Here is an 18966-nt window from a genome sequence, read left to right on the forward strand (position 1 = left end):
TGTGGCCGTTCCCCGCGGGGCCGCGCACAATACGAGACGTGGTCGAACTTTCCCTTACCCGCTTCGAGGAACTCGTGGCCGACGCCCTCGACACCATCCCCCCGGAACTGACGCGTCTCATGGACAACGTCGTCATCACCATCGAGGAGGATCCGCCGGAACCCGGCCTGCTGGGGTTGTACGAGGGGATCCCCCTGACCGAACGAGGGGAGGGCTACGCGGGGGTCCTGCCCGACCGGATCCTCATCTACTGGCGGGAGATCTGCGCGATATGCGAGACGCCGGAGGAGGTGGTGGAGGAGGTGAGGATCACCGTCGTCCACGAGATCGCGCACCACTTCGGGATCGACGACGCGCGCCTGCACGAGCTGGGCTGGGGCTGAGGAAGCCCAGGGACGGATCACTCGAAAAGGGGCACGACACGCCGCCCCGGCAACGAATCAAGCACGAATTACGCCGAACGGGTTGCGCAACATACCCATCATCCTGGACCGTATGTTACCAAGCAACAACCGAGAGTGACGCCAGTGCGAACGATCGAGGAGTCGCCGGTGGGCAATCCGCGAATGCGAAACCGCAGCTCCGACACCCTTCGCTCCGGCAACGGCGCTGCGGCTTCCCCGCCCTCCACCGCCGGCGGCGATACCGACTGGCGTACCAGTTACCGCCAGGTGATGCGCACCCGGGAATTCCAGGCGCTCTGGCTGGGGCATGCGCTGTCCATGGTCGGCAACTTCCTGCTCACCTCGCTGGTGACGGTGCTGGTCTACCAGCAGACATCGTCGGCGATCGCGGCCGGCTTCACGATGTCGCTGACCTTCCTGCCCCAGTTCATCGGCGGCCCCCTGCTCTCGGGTCTGGCCGACCTGTTCCCGCGTCGCCGGGTCATGATCGTCAGCGACATCGCGCGCGGGCTCTTCGCCGCCTCCGTCGGCATCCCGGGCCTGCCCCTGTGGTGCCTGTGGATCCTCATGTTCTGTTCGGTGCTGCCCCTGGTCACCTTCGGTGCCGCGCGCGCCGCGCTGATGACGGAGATCGTTCCCGGGGAGCGTTACGTCGCCGGATCCGCCATCATCAACATCACCGCGCAGGTCGGGACGCTGACCGGTCTGGTCGCCGGCGGTGCCATCGCGGCCGTCGTCGACCCCCATCTGGCGATCATGGCCAACGGGCTCACGTTCCTGCTCTCCGCCGTGATCATCCGGCTGGGGGTCCGGGCACGCCCCGCGCCGGCCGGGACGGACAGCACCCGGCCGGGCCTGTGGGAGCTCACCCGCGACGGCGGCAGGCTCGTCTTCAGCGATCCGCGGCTGCGCACCCTGGCCCTGTTCGGCTGGCTGGCCGGCTTCTACATGGTCCCCTACGGGCTGGCCAACCCGCTGGCCGCCGAGGCCGGAGGTGGTTCCAGCGCCGCCGGGCTGCTCATGGCGGGCCCCTCCATCGGCGCCGTGGTCGGTGGTTTCGTGCTGACCCGGCTGGTCAGCCCGGACCGGCGGATGTGGCTGCTCGGTCCCATGGCCGTGGCGACCTCGCTCCCGCTCCTGGCCTGGCTGCTGTCCCCGCCGTTGTGGGTGATGGTGTTGCTCCTGATCCTCTCCGGCAGCATGGGGTCCTACCAGTTCGTGGCCAACGCGGCCTTCGTGCTGTGCGTGCCCTCCGGCGGCCGGGGTCTGGCGTTCGGCCTGGTCGCGGCGGGACTTCAGGTCGCCCAGGGGGTGGGGATCATCGTGGCCGGGTTCGCCGTGGAGTTCGTCGGGACCCACGTCACCGTCGCGCTCGCCGGCCTCTCAGGAGTGGTGGGAGCGTTCCTCCTGTCCGCGCAGTGGACGCCCCTGGCCCGCGAGACCATCACCTTGATGAACCGGACCGAGACGGCGGGCTGAGCCCGGGTCAGACGTGGGAGAAGCCCGGGCGCGCCGCGGGCGGCCGTAGAACCGGCACGGGAGCCGTCCGGGTCGTCGTCTCCCGAGACGCGCGTGGCCCGGCGTGGGAAACGCGGTGAGAACCTTCTCCGGAGCCGAGAGGGACGTGCCGCCCCTCAGGGACCGTGGCACGGCCGGTCGCACGGTCCGGACACCATCGGCGCGGCGGCGCATTCCGCCCGGTCAAGGAACCGCACCCGGGCGACGGACACGGCCCCGCGCGGGTCCGGGCCACCTCCCGGCCCCCTCCACGCCGGGGGCGGGAAGGGGGCCGTCCCCACCGTGTCGTCCGGAACCCCGCCGGCCACGGTCAGAAGTCGGACTTCTTGCCCTGGAAGTTGCGGATGACATGTTCAAGGACCGACGTCCCCTCGTCCCCCTCCGGCATCACCAGCCAGGCGATGATGTAGAGAAGGATGCCGCTGCCGCCGAGCAGGGTGAACACCGCGAACGCCAGGCGAACCAGGTTGGCGTCGATGCCGACGAACTCGCCGATACCGCCGCAGACGCCGGCGATCATCCGCCTGTCCCTGCTGCGCCGGAACTTCTTCTTGCCACCGAAGTTTTCGCTCATGACCTCACCCTGCCCTACCTGGCCCCGCTCTCCCATAGGGATCGCCCCTGGCGCTCCCCTGAAACGTCCCTGACCGGACCCGTCCCCGAGGGCGGGGCAACCCCGCCCGGCGTATGCCGCGGCCTTCTCGACGCGCGACGGGGTGCCGCGTCAGGGGCGAAAACCCGTTACTCTTGTCAGCAGGCGGTGTGGCACGATGTGTGGTACACGCGAGGGCCCTTAGCTCAACTGGCAGAGCAGCGGACTTTTAATCCGCGGGTTCAGGGTTCGATCCCCTGGGGGCCCACAGCACAGCCCCGGGTGGGCGCTCCGGTCCAGGAGCGTCCACCCGGGGTTTCATCGTGCGCGGATCCACCGCCCGCTCCTTGGTGACCCATCCTCGGCCCGCCCCGCGCGGGAGGCACGGCAGCGGTCACCGGGTGAGCGGCGGTCCGTGGGGCCGCACCCGAAAGGGCGAGGTTCGGCGTTTCGGGCCTTCGCCCGCAGTCCTCAGGAGTCGTCTTCGGTCGTGCCGGGCGCGAGGTAGCCCCCGACGAAGCCCAGGACCCCGAAGGCCGCGGCGGCCGTCACGGTGGGCACGAAGAACAGGTCCGACGCGCCGGTGACCCAGCCGGGTCGTTGGACGATCACCCCGGCCACCTGCCCGAGGACGAGCAGGGTCCCCAGGGCGAAACAGATGATCAGGGCGATCTTGAACAGGGTCCTGACCAGGGCGTAGGCCCGTACTTTCACATCGGTCACGGTCAGCTCCCCAGGATCGGTAGGGCGCCCCATCCGATGAGGCAGCCGATGAGGAAGATCGGGATCATGTAGTAGGCGATCAACGGGACGAAGGTGCTCTCAGGGCGCGCTCCCGTCAGTCCCGCCGCGACGAAAATCGACCCCGACGCGGGCGGGGAGGCGCCCTCGGTGGAGGCGAACACCAGGATCGCGATGATCGCGAGCAGGGGATCGACCCCCACCCCGACCAGCGCCAGGAAGGAGATCTGGCCCACCGCCGTGAGCGTCGCGGTGGAGGAGAGCGGACCGGCGACCAGGGTGATCACCAGGCCGACGACCACCACCATCAGCACCCGGTTGACCGGCAGGGTCTGGAGAAGGTTGTTGACGTCCTCGGCCAGGCCCAGGCGCCCGAGCACCTCGCTGGCCGCGATCGCGAAGAACAGCAGCGCGCCGACCGTGGCGAACTTGGGCAGCGCGCCGTCCAGCAGGGTCGACCAGCCGCGCGCGTTCCTGGGCAGCCGGTCGCGCCCGGCGACGAGCGCGAAACCGATGATCAGGATCGGGATCCAGGTCAGCAGCGAGATGTCGTCCATGGCGTCGCCCAGGGCCGTGGACTCGGCGAGGTAGGTGCCCAGCGGGCCCACGGTGACGACGATGGGGATGAGCGCGCCCAGGAAGATCGACAGCGCGCCCGCTCCCTGGCGCAACGCCGTGCCCAGCGGCGTCAGCTCCTCCTCGGCGACCTTGGCGATGCCGTCCCTGCGCACGAAGTACATGACCAGTCCCATGCGCAGCAGGACCTGGTAGGCGCCGGCCACGAGCAGCCCGAGGTAGACCTGCCCCGTGGTGACCATGCCACCGGCGAAGCCGACCATGATGACCATGGAGGCGCTGGGCGGCAGCGCGGCCCCCATGCCCCCGTTGCCCGCCAGCACCGTGGCGGCCCGTGTGGGGGACCAGCCGGTGCGCACCATCCACGGGCCGGTGAAGGAGCCGGTGGAGGCGGTGTTGGCGGAGTTCGACCCGGACAGGGTGCCGAAGACCACCGAACCAGCCGTGTCGATGTAGGCGGGGCCGCCCCGGATCCGCCCGAAGACGGAGTTCAGGATGGCCAGGATCTTCTGGATCAACCCGGTGATGTCGATCAGGTAGGCCATGAACACGAAGGCCAGGGCCGCGTAAAGCACGTCGTGGGTGAGCGCGTCGGCCAGCCCGCCCAGGAGGTAGGCGGGGGCCTGCGTTCCGGCGAAGAGGGAGGTGACGACCAGCCCGAGCAACATGGCCTCGCCCATGTTGCGCTTGAACACGACGTTCCAGCCGATGATCACGGCGATGAAGGCGGCGAGGGCTAGGAGTGCGATGGGCATGGGCCGACCTTCGGTGAACGGGGACGGGGGTGGCGACGCCCGGTGGCGGGGCGGGCGTCGGGGCGGGGCCGCGGGGACGGTCCGCGCGCGCCGGGGGACCTCATCCGCGCTCCCCCCTGATGGCGGCGCGGCGGCGCTCCTCCTCGGCGACGACCTCCGTGGCCGCTCTCAGGGTCTGCTCGGCCTCCGTCCGGGGGACGATGAAGACCCCGTCGTCGTCGGCGACGACGATGTCGCCGTTCTGGCAGACCACGCCACCGATGGAGATGGCGCGGCCGACGTGCCCGGGGCCGTCCTTGTAGGGGCCGGCCGGGGAGACGCCCGCCGCCCAGACGGGAAAGCCGAGTTCGCGGATCTCCTTGGTGTCGCGCACCGCTCCGTCGACGACCATGCCGCGGACGCCCTTGTTGATGGCGCGTTCGACGATGAGCTCGCCCAGCAGCGCGCGGGAGATGTCGCCGCCGCCGTCCACGACCAGGACGTCGCCGGGGCGGGCGAGGGTCAGCGCCTGGTGCAGGGCGCGGTTGTCGCCCGGTCGGGTCGTGACCGTGAGCGCGCGCCCTGTCAGGTGGGCCCCCGGCCAGACGGGGCGGATCCGCGGGGAGACGAAGCCGAGGCGGTCGCGTCCGTCGCCGATGGCCGCGGTGGGCACCTCCGCGAAGGCGTCGGCGATCCGGTCGGCGTCCTCGCCGCCGCCACGGGCCAGGCCCAGGTGGCGGTCGGCCGCTCCCCGGCTCACCGGTGCGGCGACTCCGAGGGCGTCGAGGAGCTCGATGCTGGCCCGGAGTTCGTCGGCCCGCCGCAGGGCGTGGACGCGCGTGCCGTTGTCGAGGCGTTCCAGTGCCCGGGAGCCGTCGGTGAGGGCGTCGGAGATCTGGGCGCGCATCCAGATCTCCTCCCCCGCCGCCCTGCCGGCGTCCACCGCCTCGGTGATCAGGGCGCCCAGCCCTTTCATGAAGACGCTGCGCAGCAGTTTGCGCCGTGAGGCCTCGCCCACCTGACCGCCGATCGCCTCGGCCTGGGAATCGACGGCGCTCAGCAGCCGGGCGGCCTCCTCGGAGTGGGGGCCCGACAGCAGCACGGTGGCCCTGGCCCCGAACTTCATCACCGACCCGATGATCGCACCGTCCACGACCTGCGCCGATGCGCCGATGACGCGGGCCACCTCGGCTTTGGTCTCGGGGGCGGCGGCGTTCATGTCCACATAGACCGTCTGTGCCCGCAGTCCCGGCAGCGCGGCCTCAGCGGCGGTGACGGCGTGCGCTCCCGTGACGAGGCTCAGCACGAGGTCGGCGCCGAGGACGGCCTCCCGCGCGGAGGTCGCGCGGGTGACGCCTTCGGGGGTGGGCGTCGCGGTCGCGGGGTCGAAGCCCACCGTGGTCCAGCCCGCCTCGGCGAACGCGCCGGCGTAGACGGCACCGGCCTCCCCGAGTCCGAGCACCCCTACCTGCATCTCACACCTACTATCACTGGATGATAAGTTTTATTGCGGAATGCAAAGCAGTGTGACCTGCGCCGCTTCGAACTGTCAACCTCCCGGAAACCCGTCCGATACGTTGGGAGGGCCGAGGGAGGGCCGAAGCGCCGTGGCGACAGGGCCTGACGCCCCCGGACAGCGAGGAAGAGACACGGACCATCGCGGACGGCGGACAAGGGCGGAAAGTGGGAAGCACGGCGACGAGCGGAAACCAGGGGCGCACACTCGACCGGGCCCTGGACGTCCTGGAGTGCCTAGAGCGTTCTCGCGGCCCCATGCGGCTCAGCGATATCGCCCGCGAGAGCGGCCTGCACGTGGCCACGACCCAGCGCACCGTCAACCAGCTGATGCGGCGCGGCTACATCCAACAGGACCGACTGGGGTACTCCCTGGGACCGGTGATCCTGTCCCTGGCGCACGCGTTCGTGGTCAACGACCGTCTCAGCACCGTGGCGACGCCGATCCTGACCGAACTGTCGGCGACCACGGGTCTGACCTCCTCGCTCTTCGTCCAGTCGGGTGAGGAACGCATCCTCGTCGCCCGCGTGGACGGCGCCGAGCCCATGCGCTACCAGTTCCCCATCGGACGCCGCGTCCCACTCGACGTCGGCGGCGGCAAGGTGCTCCTCAGCGCGTGGGACGAGGAGGAGCTCGACCGCTACCTCTCCCGATACGACCAGATCCGACTGGCCTCGGGACGTGTCCAAAACGCCGATGACCTGAGGGAGCAGATCGTCCGGGTCCGAGAACTCGGCTACTACCTGGCCGACTCCGAGCGTGAACTCGGCGCGCTCAGCCTGACCCACCGGGTCCAGGACGCAGAAGGCGTCCTCGTGGCCGCCATCAACCTCGTCACCACCGCCGAGAAGACCAGCGTCGACCAGCTCCTGTCGTTCCTTCCGGAGCTGTCCCGGGGGGCCGGCGCGATCGGCGTCAGGATCTGAGCCGACCCGGTCGCCGGCTCCACGGCGCCGGCCCCCGCCCGAGCCGCCCCGTCCCAGACAGTGGGTGACGCCGACGAGCCGTATACCGACCGGGACGCCGTTCGCGTCGACACCGCGGGGATGCTCTTCACCGGCCGGCCGGTCATGTCGGAGGGGTGGCCGAACGCCGGCATGTCGGCGTAGGCGCGCCGGCGGTCAAGGACCCCCGGTCCGTCTCCTGTCGACGGCCCGGAGGGGAGTTCCCGTCGGCGACCCGGCGCCGGCCTTCCAAAGGACCGGGCAGGCGGCGGCGCTCCTTCCCTGACGGGAGCCGCGCACAGTGGGACGGCCCTCGGCAGGCCCGGCCCCGTGACAACGGGCGGCCTTGGAACGGGTGCCGGCGGCGTCGCCGTCCGGCGCGTCGCGGGACAGGGCCGCGGGGAGAGCGCCGGGCTTCCCTCAGAGGCGCCGCACCACCGGGCGAGGAGAGTCCCCCGCGACCGCGAACGCCCTCCCCGGAAGGCCCCACCCCTGACGCGCTCCCCCCGGAATGGGCCGTTCGGTCCCGGACCGATGTCCGGGAGCAGCCCCGCGGCGTCCGCCGAAGGCCCTGCTCCCGATGCCGTCCCTCTACGGCAGGCCCACCGGCCGGCCCTGTTCAGTGCCCGAAGGCGGAGGGGTCGATCGAGGCGAGCAGCCGCACCGGGACCGGCACCCGTCTGCCGCGGTCCTCGTAGGCCTCCCTCGCGCGCAGGGCGGACAGGACGACGTTCGCGCCGAGGTAGCGGAACGGGTCCGGGGGGATCCACCCGCTCGGCGGACGGGTGAACGCGGAATCCGACCACTCGTCCCTGTCCCCCAGCGCCAGGGCCGCGAGGACCTTGCCCATCAGGCGGGACGCCGCGATCCCGTCCCCCGAGTAGCCGGCCCCGTAGTAGACGCCCGGGACCGAGCGCAGGCGCCCGGCGAACGGCAGCGAGGTGACCGAGTACTCCACGGGCGCGGTCCAGGCGTGCTCCACGGGAAGCCCCGCCAGGGACGGGAAGAGCCGCGCCATCTGCCTCTTCACCTCGCCCAGGCGCAACGGTGCCCCCCACATGCCGCTGGCGTTCCTCCCGTACGCCGCGGCGATCCCTCCCTTGCCGAAGAGGAGCCGGCCGTCGGGCGTCGTCCGGTAGAAGTTCAGGCGGCGCCGGGAGTCGGTCACCGCGATGTCGCCGTCCCAGCCGATCGCCTCCAGCGCGTCGGGGGCGGGCCGGGTGACCAGGGTGTCGGTGGCGACGGTGACCATGCGGCGGCCGATGTCCTCCACCTGTCCCGCCCAGGCGTTGACGGCCAGGACGACCCGGTCGGCGGAGATCAGGCCGCGCGGCGTACGCACCTGGGTGCGCCGGCCCGCGCGCAGGGCGGTGAGGGGGGTCCGCTCGTGGACACGCACCCCCAGGTCCAGCGCCACCCGGCGCATGCCGCGCACCAGTTTGGCGGGGTTCAGCGTCGCGCAGCCGGGATCCAGGACCCCGCCGAAGTGGTGGCGGGTGCCGGTGAGCCGGCGGGTCTCCTCGGCGGAGAGCGGGCGCATCGGCGCGACCTCGGCGCGGTCCAGGTCCCTCATGGTCTGGTGCCAGGCCCCGTCCTGGGCTCGCGAGGACGCCGCCCACAGCCAGGAGGCGGGCCGGTAGTCCGCGTCGATGCCGTTGTCGTGGAGGAAGGAGCCGATCTCCTGGACCGCCAGCGCCGACTCCTCTCCGATCCGGCGCGCCTCGGCGTGGTCGCTGATGGCCACCAGGGCGGCGAAGCGGCCCCACAGCGGCATGAGGTAGCCGGCGTTGGCCCCGCTCGCGCCGCCGCCGCACACGTCCGCGTCGATGAGCATGACGTCGGTTCCCGGAGCCCGGCGCAGGATCTCCAACGCCGTCCACAGCCCGGTGTAGCCACCGCCGACGACGCAGACGTCGCAGCTCGCCGCCCCCTCCAGCCGCGGCGCGCGGCCGTCCTCCGGCTCGTCGGCGAACGCCTGTCGCATCCAGAAGGTGCGCTGTTGCGGTGCGGGCACCCCCGGACGGGGCCAGCCGGGGCGCAGGACGAGATCGGTCATCGTTCCACCTTCGTCGGGTCGGGCGGCCGGGCCGGCCTCCGCGCAGGCCGGCCCGGGGATTTGAGGGTTCCCGTTGTGGAGCGGGCGCCGCCCGCCCGGTGTCGCACCGGGGCGGGCGGCGCCTCACCCCGCCGCGGCGGGGTGCGCCACGGACTCCGCGGGCGCGGGGGTCATGCCCCGGAAGCGCCGGTCCAGCAGCGCGTCGGGCAGGACGCGGGAGAGCAGTTCGAACCTGCGGACGTCGGCCCCCACCGGGTAGCGGGTGCGGGGAGCGGCGTCGGTCAGCGCGCGGGCCACCGCCTGGGCGAACTGCTCGGGTGTCGTGCCGCTCTCCACCGCCTGTTGGGCGTTGGCCTCCAGGAACGCTTCGAAGGAGGCCCGGTAGATCTCAGCGACCCCGGGCGGCGCGCCGCGCAGGACCTCGCCGCCCACCTGCGCCACCTTCCCCCAGATGGGGGTCAAGATGGCGCCCGGCCGGACGACCGAGACCCGCACCCCGGAGGAGGCCACCTCGCGCCGCAGGGCGTCGCTCATGGCCTCCTTGGCGAACTGGGCCATGGCGTAGGCGCCGAGGTAGGGGACGGCGATCCTGCCCAGTCCCGAGGTGACGTTGACGATCCGCCCCCGGCTGCGCCGGAGCAGTGGGAGGTGGGCGCGGATCATGGAGAGCTGGCCGACGACGTTGGTGTCGAACTGGCGCCGCAGCTGCTCGGTGCTGACGCACTCCAGTGGGGCGGAGACGCAGATGCCCGCGTTGTTGACGAGCCCCCACAGACCTCCGTACTCGCGTTCGCACCGCTCGGCGCAGGCCGTCACCGAGGCGTCGTCGGTGACGTCGACGAGCGCGTAGCGCAGCCTCCCGTGCAGCGACTCGGCGACGAGCTTCTCCCCGTCCTCCTCGCGTCGCACGCCGGCGAGGACGTGGAAGCCCCGGTCCTCCAGGTCGAGCGCGCACTCGCGGCCCAGGCCGGAGGAGGCCCCGGTGACGACCACCGCGCGGCCGGGGGGCGGTGTCGCGATCGTGCGTGTACCCCGCATCGGATCAGCCCTCCCCTCGGACCGTGGCGACCGTCCCGTACGGGTCCGGTCCCGGGAACGTCAACGCCGGTTCGAGCTTGCCGACGAGCGCCGCGTGCGACATCAGGCGGAAGTAGCCGTCGCGTATCCGGCGCCGGAGGGGTCCCTCGGACTGTTCGAAGTCGCTGATCGACCGGGTCGCCTCCACGATGGAGCGGGTCCGCTCGGCGCGCGCCTTCTCATAAGAGCGCAGGGCCCGCGCGACGTCGGGCTGGCGCTCCAGGTGCCAGGCCAGCACAACGGCGTCCTCGATGGCCATCGCCGATCCCTGCCCGAGACTGGTGAGCATCGGGTGGGCGGCGTCGCCCAGCAGGGTGACGGGGCCTTGCCCCCACCCTTCGAGGAAGGGCCGATCCCGCGAGGTCACCGACAGGATGTCGGAGGGCGGGGTCACCCGGATCGCCTCGCGGACCTCGTCGGGCCAGCCGGAGTAGGCGCGCAGGATGTCGGCCTTGCTGCCGTCCCAGGTCGTCGAACGCTCCTCGGGCATGTTCTTGGTGCCCCACCAGTACAGCCGGCCGTGGCCGATGTCGACCAGCCCGAACCGCATCCCGTCGCCCCAGAAGTGCACGACCGACCCCGGGGGGAACCGGGGGTGCTCGTAGTCGGTGATGCCCAGCCACACGATGTAGCCGCTGTCGTGGGCGGGTTCGCCGGGGCCGACGATCTGGCGCCGGACCGCGGAGTTGAACCCGTCGGCGCCGACCAGCAGGTCCGCCTCGGCCTCGCCCCCGCCGCGGAAGTGGGCGCGCACCCGGCCGCCCTCGACCTCGAACCGCTCCAGGGGGGAGTCCACGACGATGGGGATGCCCTCGGCCTCCTCCTGGAGCGCGGCGAGGAGGTCGGCGCGGCTGATGCAGACGCAGGGCACGCCGAGCCGTTCGACGATCTCGGGGAAGGGGAACTCCCTGATGAGCCTGCCCTTCCTGTCCTTCACCAGGTACTTCTCCATCGCCCGGCCGCGCTTTTCCAGGCCGAGGTCGATGCCGAGGGAGTCGAGCGCGGCGATCGCGTTGCTCATGACCGACAGTCCCGACCCCGCCGCCCTGATCTCGGGCGCCCGCTCATAGACCCGAACGTCGACGCCGACGCGGCGTAGCGCGATCGCGGTGCTCAGTCCGCCGATTCCGGCGCCGGCCACGATGGCCGTCCTGGTCGTGTTCATCTCAGTTCTCCTCGTCACCCTTGGTACGGAGGCCCGAGGCGTCCAGGACCGCGCCGACGACGTCGGACACGTACGGCTCCTCCATGATCGTCAGATGGTCACCCTCGACGTCGACGACGCGAAGCCGTCCCGAGGTGTAGTCCCGCCACCCGTTGGCGGGGTCAGCGTGCATGCTGCCGATGGCGCTGTGCATGGACATCAGCACGTCGGGCAGCGGTTCCTTCGCGTGGATGAGCACCATGTCCTGGTCGACCAGGTCGGGCCGGTAGTCGAAGGCCGCGCGCCAGTTCGTCCGGTACAGGTGGAACAGGCGGCGCACGATCGCGTCGGTGCTGCCCTGGGGCAGGACCCCTTCGTCGATCGCCAGCCGGGTGATGAACTCGAACTTCTCGTCCAGCGTGGTGAGCTCCGCGGGCAGGACGGCCTCGGGCGACTCGCCCCCGCGTTCCAGCCAGAGCAGTTCCCAGAAGAACCAGCCGATCAGCGCCTCGTCGTCGGTCCAGGGGACCCGGTCGGGGTTGAGCGCGGTGGTGTCCAGCAGGATCAGCGAGCCGACCTGCTGGCCGGCGGCCCGCAGTTGGCGCGCCATCTCGAAGGCGACGAACCCTCCGAAGGACCATCCCCCGATGTGGTAGGGGCCTTCGGGTTGGACGCGGCGCATGGCCTCGACGTAGCCGGCCGCGATCTCCTCGACCCCGCTCACCGGTTCGGTCCCCGCGTCGGTCCCGGCCGCCTGGAAGGCGTAGAACGGCTGTCCCTCCGGCAGGTGCTTGGCGAAGGGGACGTAGCACAAGACGTTGCCGCCCATGGGGTGGACGTAGAACATCGGGGGCCGGTCGCCGTCGGTGCGGATGGGGACGAGCGGGTTGAACTCCGTCGCCGCGGCCTGCCCGGCCGGCCCGGACGCCGCCTCGACGCGCTGCGCCAGCTCGGCCACCGTCGGCGCGGCGATGAAGTCCGACAGCGGCAGCGCCACGCCGAACCGCTGCTCGATGAGCACGACCAGCCGCATCGCCGTGATGGAACTGGCCCCGAGCTCGAACAGGTTGTCGCGCACCCCCACCTCGCCGACCTCCAGGAGGTCGGCGAGCATCTCCACCAGGGTCCGTTCCCGCGCGTCGCGGGGGGCGACCCGTTCGGCGCCGCCGGTCCGGGTGAGACGCCTTTGGATCAGCTCGGCGTCGTCGCGCTTGCCGCTGGGCGTGAGCGGCATGGCCGCCAGCCACTCGTAGTGCGCGGGCACCATGTACTCGGGCAGGGAGGCGCGCAGGCGCCGGCGGATCCCGTCGAGGTTGGCGTGCTCGTCGTCGCCGACGAGGAAGGCGGCGAGGAAGGTGTCCCCGCCCTCACGGCGCCGCGCCACGACGGCGACCTCGGAGAGGTCGGCCAGCCCGGCGGCCGCGGCCTCGGCGATCGCGAGTTCGACCTCGGCCGGTTCGACGCGGTATCCGCGCACCTTCACCTGCCGGTCGGCGCGGCCGAGGCAGACGACCTCCCCGCCGGGCAGCACCATGCCGACGTCGCCGGTCCGGTAGAGACGCTCCCCGGGCCGCGCGGGATCGTCCAGGAAACGTTCCCCGGTGAGGTCGGGCCGGCCGGCGTAGCCGTCGGCCAGGCAGACGCCGCCCAGGTAGATCTCGCCCTTGCCACCGACCGGGACCGGGCGCATCCCAGAGTCGAGGACGAGCACGCGGGCGCCGTCGATGGGGCGGCCGATCGGCGGCAGCGCCGGGAAGCCCGCCGGATCCCCGCTCATGGTGAACGCGGTCACCACGTGGCTCTCGGTGGGCCCGTACTGGTTCTCCAGGAGGGCGCCGTCCAGGGAGGAGCAGAACCTGCGGATCTCGTCGGTCACCCGCAGCTGCTCGCCGGAGGAGATGACGGCCCGCAGCGCCGAGGGGACGATGCCGAGGGTGTCGGAGGCCTCCGCCAACCGCTGGAGGGCCACGTAGGGCAGGAAGATCCGCTCCACGCCCGCGCGGTCGACCAGGCGCAGCAGCGCGGGCATGTCGCGCCGCAGTTCCTCGTCGATCACCACGAGCGCGCCCCCGCCGCACAGCGTCGAGTACAGCTCCTGGAAGGAGACGTCGAAGCTGAGCGGGGCGTACTGCAAGGTGCGCCCCCCGACCGCGCCGCTGGGGATGCCGTTCTGCCAGGCCACGAGGTTGGCCAGGGCACGGTGGGGCATCGAGACCCCCTTGGGCCTGCCCGTGGACCCGGAGGTGAACAGCAGGTAGGCCTCGCCTCCCGGGTCGATCCCGGGCAGGTGCGGCTGCCGTCGGCCGGGGCCGGCGGGGTCAAGGGTGCCGTCGAACAACGACTCGGCGGGCAGCAGCACGGCCCCGTCCTCGACCAGGTGCTCGTGGGCCTCGTCGGCGACGACGCGCACGGGGTCGCCCTGCTCGACCATCGCGCGCAGGCGTTCCAGCGGATAGGAGGTGTCCAACGGCACCACCGAGCAGCCGGCCCGGGCGGCGCCGACGAGGACCGCGACGGTCCGCGGCGACCGCTCCATCAGGATGCCGATCCGGTCGCCGGGCCGGGCCCCCAGGCGCAGCAGGATCCGGGCGATCCGTTCGGTGATGCGGCCCAGTTCCGCGTAGGACCAGGTCAGTTCCTCGGCCACCACCGCGGGCGCGTCCGGCACCCGGCGCACCTGCTCCTCGAACGCCGTCACCACGTCGGGGTGCTGACGGGCCGGCTCCGACGTCTCGGTCGCGGGGGCGAGGCCGGAGAAGTCCACCGGCTCGTCCGGGCGCTCGGCGATACGGCGCAGAAGGCGCACGAAGGTGTCCGCGTACAGCTCGCTTTGGGCCTGGGTGAACTGCCGGCCGGAGAAGTCCATCCGCAGCTGGATGCCGCCGTCCACCGGATCGGCCATGGCGTTGACCAGCAGCGCGAAGTTGGTCTCCTCCCAGGCGGTGAAGCCGAGACTGCGCGTCCCGGGGACCTGGAAGACCTCGCCGAGCTGGCGGAAGTGGATGAAGTTGAAGGCGGTGTCGACCAGGGCGGTGCCGCCCAGGTCCTCCTGGATGACGGCGAGGGGGACCCGCCGGTGCGGGTGGCTCTCCCGCTCCTGGGCGACCACGTCGCGCACCGCGTCGAACCAGGTGGCGGCCTGCGCCGTCACCCGCACCGGCATCGAGTTGAGGAAGATGCCGCACATGCGCTCGGCCCCCTCAACGTCGGGACGACCGTGGGTGACCAGCCCCGTGGTGATGTCGGTCTGGCCCGAGAACACCCGGAGAAGGAGGGTGTGCGCGGCGAACAGCACGGACTTCACGGGAACCTCGCGTTCCCGGGCGACACCGCGGACGGCCTCGGTGAGCCCGTCGGGCAACGGCACCTGGCGGACGATCAGGCCGTCGTCCCCGCCCGCGGGCGCGTAGGGACGGAACCCCTCCAGGAGCGGCGGCACCGCGCCGGCGAGCTTGTCCCGCCAGTAGCGCCGGCTCTCCTGCGCCGCGATGGCCTCGCGCTCGGCCGCGACGTGCAGCCCCGGTGAGGGGATCTCCTCCTGTGGCACCGGCGCGATGTCGCCGCCCCGGTCGTGGAGGTAGTCACGCAGCAGCTCGGAGACGAGGTTGGCCACGCTGCCACCGTCGAGAAGGGCGTGGTGGAAGCTGAGGACGAACTCGACGCTGTCCGCGAGCAGGAACACCCGCAGGTGGTAGAGCGGGGCCTGGTCGAACCGGTAGTCGTAGAGGCGTCGCTCCTGCATGTGCCCGTGGATGCGCGCCTCGGCCCGCTCGCGCGGCTCGGCGCGTAGGTCGACCACGTCCAGCCCGCCCGCCACGGTGGGGTGGACGATCTGCAACGGCTCGGAGTGGCCGGCCAGGGAGAAGGAGGATCGCAGGGCGGGATGCCGGGCGACGAGCCGGCCGTGCGCCGCGCGGAAGGCGTCCTCGTCCCAGGGCAGGACGAGGCTGTAGCGGAACACGTCCTTGTAGACCGCGGAGTCCTGCTGCTCCCTGCTGTGGAAGAGCAGGCCGAGCTGGAGGCGGGTGAGCGGGTAGGCGTCCTCCGCCCCCTCCAGGCGGGCCCGGTCCACGCGGGAGACCAGCGCGAAGGGCTCCAGTTCGCCGTCACCGCCCGGGCGCGCGTCCCGGTGGTCCACGGCGGAGGCCAACCCGGCCAGCGCCGCGACCGTCGGGTTGCGCACGAGATCGGTCAGCGTGAAGTGGATGCCCTGCTTCTCCGCGAGCGCGCGGACGCGCAGCATCATGATGGAGTCGCCGCCCAGCGCGAAGTAGTCGTCGTGCACGCCGACCCGCTCGACGCCGATCACCCGCGCCCAGATGTCGGCCAGCGCGGCCTCGGTGGCGGTGCGCGGCGCGCCCCCGCGGGTGTCGGACGCCGCGGTGGTGGGGGCGGGCAGCGCCCTGCGGTCGGCCTTGCCGTTGGGGGTGAGCGGGATGCGGTCGATCCGGACGAAGTGCGAGGGGACCATGTACTCGGGGAGGGACTCCCCCAGGCGGGCGCGGAGTTCGGCCGGGTCGATCTCGGCGCCCGCCGTGTAGTAGCCGACGAGGACCGGGCCGCGCCCCTCGGGCCGGTGGTCCACCACGACCGCGTCGTCGACCCCGTCGAGCGAGACCAGGGCGTTGTGCACCTCGCCGAGCTCGACCCGGTTGCCGCGGATCTTGACCTGGCCGTCGATACGGCCGAGGTACTCGATGGTGCCGTCGGCGAGCAGGCGGGCGAGGTCGCCCGTGCGGTACAGCCGTCCCCCGGGGTTGAACGGGTCCTTGACGAACCGTTCGGCGGTCAGCTCGGGACGGTCGAGGTAGCCGCGGGCGACCTGGACGCCGCCGATGCACAGCTCTCCGGGGACACCCACCGGCTGGGGGCCGCCGTGCTCGCCGAGCACGTAGATCGTGGTGTTCTCGACGGGACGGCCGATCGGGACGCGGGTGACTGGGCCCTGCGCGGCCGGCGGGCAGTCGTGGTAGGTGACGTCCACGGCCGCCTCGGTGGGGCCGTACAGGTTGACCAGCAGGGGCGCCCGCTCCGCGGCGGCGGCGAAGACGCGGTTGAACTGGTTGACCCGCTCCGCCGGCAGCGCCTCGCCGCTGCAGAAGACGTGGCGCAACGAGGGGGTCTGCTCGTGGGGACGCGGCGCGTCCTCCAGCAGGTCGAGGAAGGGGCCCAGCATCGACGGCACGAAGTGGACCGCGGTCACGCCGTGGTCGCGGATCGCCCGGACGATCTCCCGGGGATCCTTTTCACCGCCGGGGGGCAGCAGGGCCACCCGGGCGCCCTCGCAGGCCCACCAGAACAGTTCCCACACCGACACGTCGAAGGAGATCGGCGTCTTCTGCAGGAGGGTGTCCCCCGGCCCGATCGGGTAGCGCCGCTGCATCCAGGTGAGGCGGTTGACCACGGAGTGGTGCTCCACCATGACCCCCTTGGGGCGCCCGGTGGACCCCGAGGTGTAGATGACGTAGGCGACGTCCTCGGAGGTGGCGAGCGGGGCCAGCGGGGCGTCGGAGCCCCGGTACAGCCCGGAGATCTCGTGGACCGGCGCCGTCGTCGCGACCGTCCCGGCCTCGACGCCGCCCCCGACGAGGACCGCCCTGGCCCGGCTGTCCTCCAGCAGCATCTGGATCCGCGCGGCCGGGTAGCCGGGGTCGACGGGGACGTAGGCGCCGCCCGCCTTCAGCACCCCCAACAGGCCGGGGAGCAGTTCCGGGCCGCGCCGGGCCATGACCGCGACGCGCTCGCCGGGGCCAACCCCGTCCGCGCGTAGCGCGCGGGCCACCTGGTTGGACCGCCGGTCGAGCTCGGCGTAGGAGAGGACCTCGCCGGAGGCGTCGTCGACCACGGCCGGCAGGTCGGGGTGGCGGGCGGCCTGTTCGGCGAAGAGCTCGTGCAGCGTCTTCTCCGCCGGGTAGGGCGCGGTCTCCCCCTGCCGGAGGCGGACGACCTCCTCGTACTCCTCGGCCGTCAGCATGGACAGCGCCGACAGCGGGAGCTCCCGAAGGTCCAGGCCCTTGCGGATGAGCTCTTGGACGTGTCCGGCCAGCGCCTCGGCGGTGAAGTCGCCGTCGAAGACGTCACGCGCGTAGTCCAGGTCCACGCGCAGGCCTTCCTCGTCCTCGAAGGCGTGCACCATGACCGACAGGACGTTGGCGTCGTGCACCGGGGCCATGATGGTGGTCGTGCGGGTGACCCCGGGGATCTCGGAGGGGCGCGGGTAGCGCATGTAGGACAGGGTGACGTCGAAGAGCCGGCGCGCGTCGGCCCCCTGCGCGGGCAGTTCGCGCAGGATCTCGCCGAACGGCAGGCGCTCGTACTCCCGCAGTTCGCGCAGCCGGCCGCGGACCTGCTCGGCCAGGTCGAGCAGCGGGGTCGCCTCGTCGACCGTCACCCGCAGGGGAAGGTTGTTGGCGAACTGGCCGACCACGGCGCGCTCGCCCTCCGTGTGCCGGTTCAGGAACGGAACGCCCAGCACCGTCTCGGTGCAGCGGTGGATCCGGGCGAGGCAGGCGCCGAAGGCCGTGGCCAGGTAGGCGAACGGTGAGGCGCCCGCTTCCAGGATCCGCCCGACCGTCTTGCCGTCGATGACGAAGGAGTGGCGTCCGCGCCGCGGCCGGCCGGCGCCGCCGCGCGCGAACAGGGCGGGGGCGACGTCCCGCAGGTTCTCGCGGTGGAAGGCGCGGTCCCGTTCGTACTGCTCGGATCCGTGGTAGGCGCGCTGTTGCGCGATCGCCTCGACGAAGGAGGGCGACGGCCCGATCTCGGAGGCGCCTTCGCCACCGTGGGCCCGGTAGGCGGAGAGGATCTCCAGGGTCAACCGGTTCAGCGCCCAGGCGTCGACGATGATGTGGTGGGCCTTCAGGAAGAGGTGGAGCGCCTCGGGGCCTTCACGGACGAGCGCGGCGTAGAAGGGGCGGCCGTCCACGATGTCGAGAGGCCGGCCGAGCTCCCGTTCCCGCCAGGCCCGCACCGCCTGCCGGGGGTCCTCCTCGCCGGACAGGTCGACGGTCTCCACCTCGGGTGTCCAGGCGTCCGGGTCGGCGGGGTCGAGCCGCGCCACGGGGTCGCCCTCGCCGTCCTCGCCGAAACGGAACCGGAAGGCGTCGTGGCCGCGCAGGGCCCGCACGACGTGTTCGAGCAACAGGCCCGCGTCCACGTCGCCTTCGAGGCGCTCGTCGACGACGACGTTGAACTGGGGGCCACCCGGAGTACGCGACTCGGCCGTCCAGACATCCCGCTGATACGCATTCAGCGAGAATTCCCCTGACGCTTCCCCTTGATTTACCGTTCGATTCTGGAACATTGAGTTTCCATTTCTCCGCGAGGGGAGGAAAAAAATACTTTCGGCGCACGGACGCCGAGTCACCAAGGACACGCTGGAGAGTAACCAGGTGGCGCGACCATCGACCACTACACGATCAAGTAGGGGAAGTCGCCGGTCGGGTAGTCGAATTAGTTCAGTTATCAACCAACGAGAGGGTCACACCCTCGCCATGTGCGCTCATTTGTCGAAGATAGGAAAACGGTCACACTCCGCACCGGACGTTCACCGGCCACTTCCGGCAGCATGGGAATAAGCGGCCACTTCTTCGCTTTTTCCAAGGTCACGACCCCCTTCCGACTCTTCACCCCGTCCAGTGATCCACATCACATAACCTTCTGTT

11 protein-coding genes and 1 tRNA gene are annotated in these 18966 nt (G+C 71.8%); 4 read left to right on the top strand and 8 right to left on the bottom strand.

All coding sequences use genetic code 11. The annotated features are described in order from the left end of the window. Nucleotides 1-38 precede the first annotated feature (38 nt). Both B5D66_RS11895 and B5D66_RS11900 read left to right on the top strand, forming a co-directional pair. Complete coding sequence (locus tag B5D66_RS11895; protein WP_078761773.1) at nucleotides 39-383, top strand: metallopeptidase family protein; 345 nt, start codon at nucleotides 39-41, stop codon at nucleotides 381-383. Nucleotides 384-566: 183 nt separating this feature from the next. Then, nucleotides 567-1883 carry an MFS transporter gene (locus tag B5D66_RS11900; protein WP_078761774.1) on the top strand — a complete coding sequence of 439 codons (1317 nt, stop codon included), beginning with the start codon at nucleotides 567-569 and terminating at the stop codon, nucleotides 1881-1883. A gap of 349 nt (nucleotides 1884-2232) precedes the next feature. On the opposite strand, the gene B5D66_RS11905 is transcribed toward B5D66_RS11900, so the two are convergent. Next, complete coding sequence (locus tag B5D66_RS11905) at nucleotides 2233-2496, bottom strand: PspC domain-containing protein (protein WP_078761775.1); 264 nt, start codon at nucleotides 2494-2496, stop codon at nucleotides 2233-2235. 213 nt (nucleotides 2497-2709) lie between these two features. Between B5D66_RS11905 and B5D66_RS11910 the strand changes: the two genes are divergently transcribed. Then, nucleotides 2710-2782: transfer RNA gene (locus tag B5D66_RS11910), tRNA-Lys, on the top strand. A 203-nt stretch (nucleotides 2783-2985) separates the two neighbouring features. On the opposite strand, the gene B5D66_RS11915 is transcribed toward B5D66_RS11910, so the two are convergent. The 3 genes from B5D66_RS11915 to B5D66_RS11925 all read right to left on the bottom strand — a co-directional run bounded on the left by B5D66_RS11915 (nucleotide 2986) and on the right by B5D66_RS11925 (nucleotide 6039). Continuing rightward, nucleotides 2986-3237, bottom strand: coding sequence for a hypothetical protein (locus B5D66_RS11915; protein WP_200813624.1), 252 nt, complete (start codon nucleotides 3235-3237; stop codon nucleotides 2986-2988). A 2-nt stretch (nucleotides 3238-3239) separates the two neighbouring features. Then, on the bottom strand, nucleotides 3240-4586 hold the full coding sequence (locus B5D66_RS11920) for a TRAP transporter large permease subunit (protein WP_078761776.1): 1347 nt from the start codon (nucleotides 4584-4586) through the stop codon (nucleotides 3240-3242). A 100-nt stretch (nucleotides 4587-4686) separates the two neighbouring features. After that, nucleotides 4687-6039, bottom strand: a complete 1353-nt coding sequence (locus tag B5D66_RS11925; RefSeq protein ID WP_078761777.1) for an RraA family protein — start codon at nucleotides 6037-6039, stop codon at nucleotides 4687-4689. Nucleotides 6040-6248: 209 nt separating this feature from the next. Between B5D66_RS11925 and B5D66_RS11930 the strand changes: the two genes are divergently transcribed. Beyond that, entirely contained in the window at nucleotides 6249-7007 is a 759-nt protein-coding gene (locus tag B5D66_RS11930; RefSeq protein WP_078761778.1) for an IclR family transcriptional regulator, read from the top strand. Between the two features lie 637 nt (nucleotides 7008-7644). On the opposite strand, the gene B5D66_RS11935 is transcribed toward B5D66_RS11930, so the two are convergent. From B5D66_RS11935 to B5D66_RS11950, 4 genes are all read right to left on the bottom strand, one after another. Beyond that, complete coding sequence (locus tag B5D66_RS11935) at nucleotides 7645-9081, bottom strand: NAD(P)/FAD-dependent oxidoreductase (protein ID WP_078761779.1); 1437 nt, start codon at nucleotides 9079-9081, stop codon at nucleotides 7645-7647. Between the two features lie 123 nt (nucleotides 9082-9204). Further along, the gene (locus B5D66_RS11940) at nucleotides 9205-10119 is read right to left on the bottom strand and encodes an SDR family oxidoreductase (RefSeq protein ID WP_078761780.1); all 915 of its coding nucleotides are present in this window, start codon (nucleotides 10117-10119) and stop codon (nucleotides 9205-9207) included. A 4-nt stretch (nucleotides 10120-10123) separates the two neighbouring features. Beyond that, complete coding sequence (locus tag B5D66_RS11945; protein WP_078761781.1) at nucleotides 10124-11323, bottom strand: FAD-dependent oxidoreductase; 1200 nt, start codon at nucleotides 11321-11323, stop codon at nucleotides 10124-10126. Nucleotide 11324: 1 nt separating this feature from the next. Beyond that, entirely contained in the window at nucleotides 11325-18605 is a 7281-nt protein-coding gene (locus tag B5D66_RS11950; protein WP_078761782.1) for an amino acid adenylation domain-containing protein, read from the bottom strand. Between the last annotated feature and the right edge of the window lie 361 nt (nucleotides 18606-18966).

This window comes from Marinactinospora thermotolerans DSM 45154, assembly GCF_900167435.1.
GTDB lineage: Bacteria > Actinomycetota > Actinomycetes > Streptosporangiales > Streptosporangiaceae > Marinactinospora > Marinactinospora thermotolerans.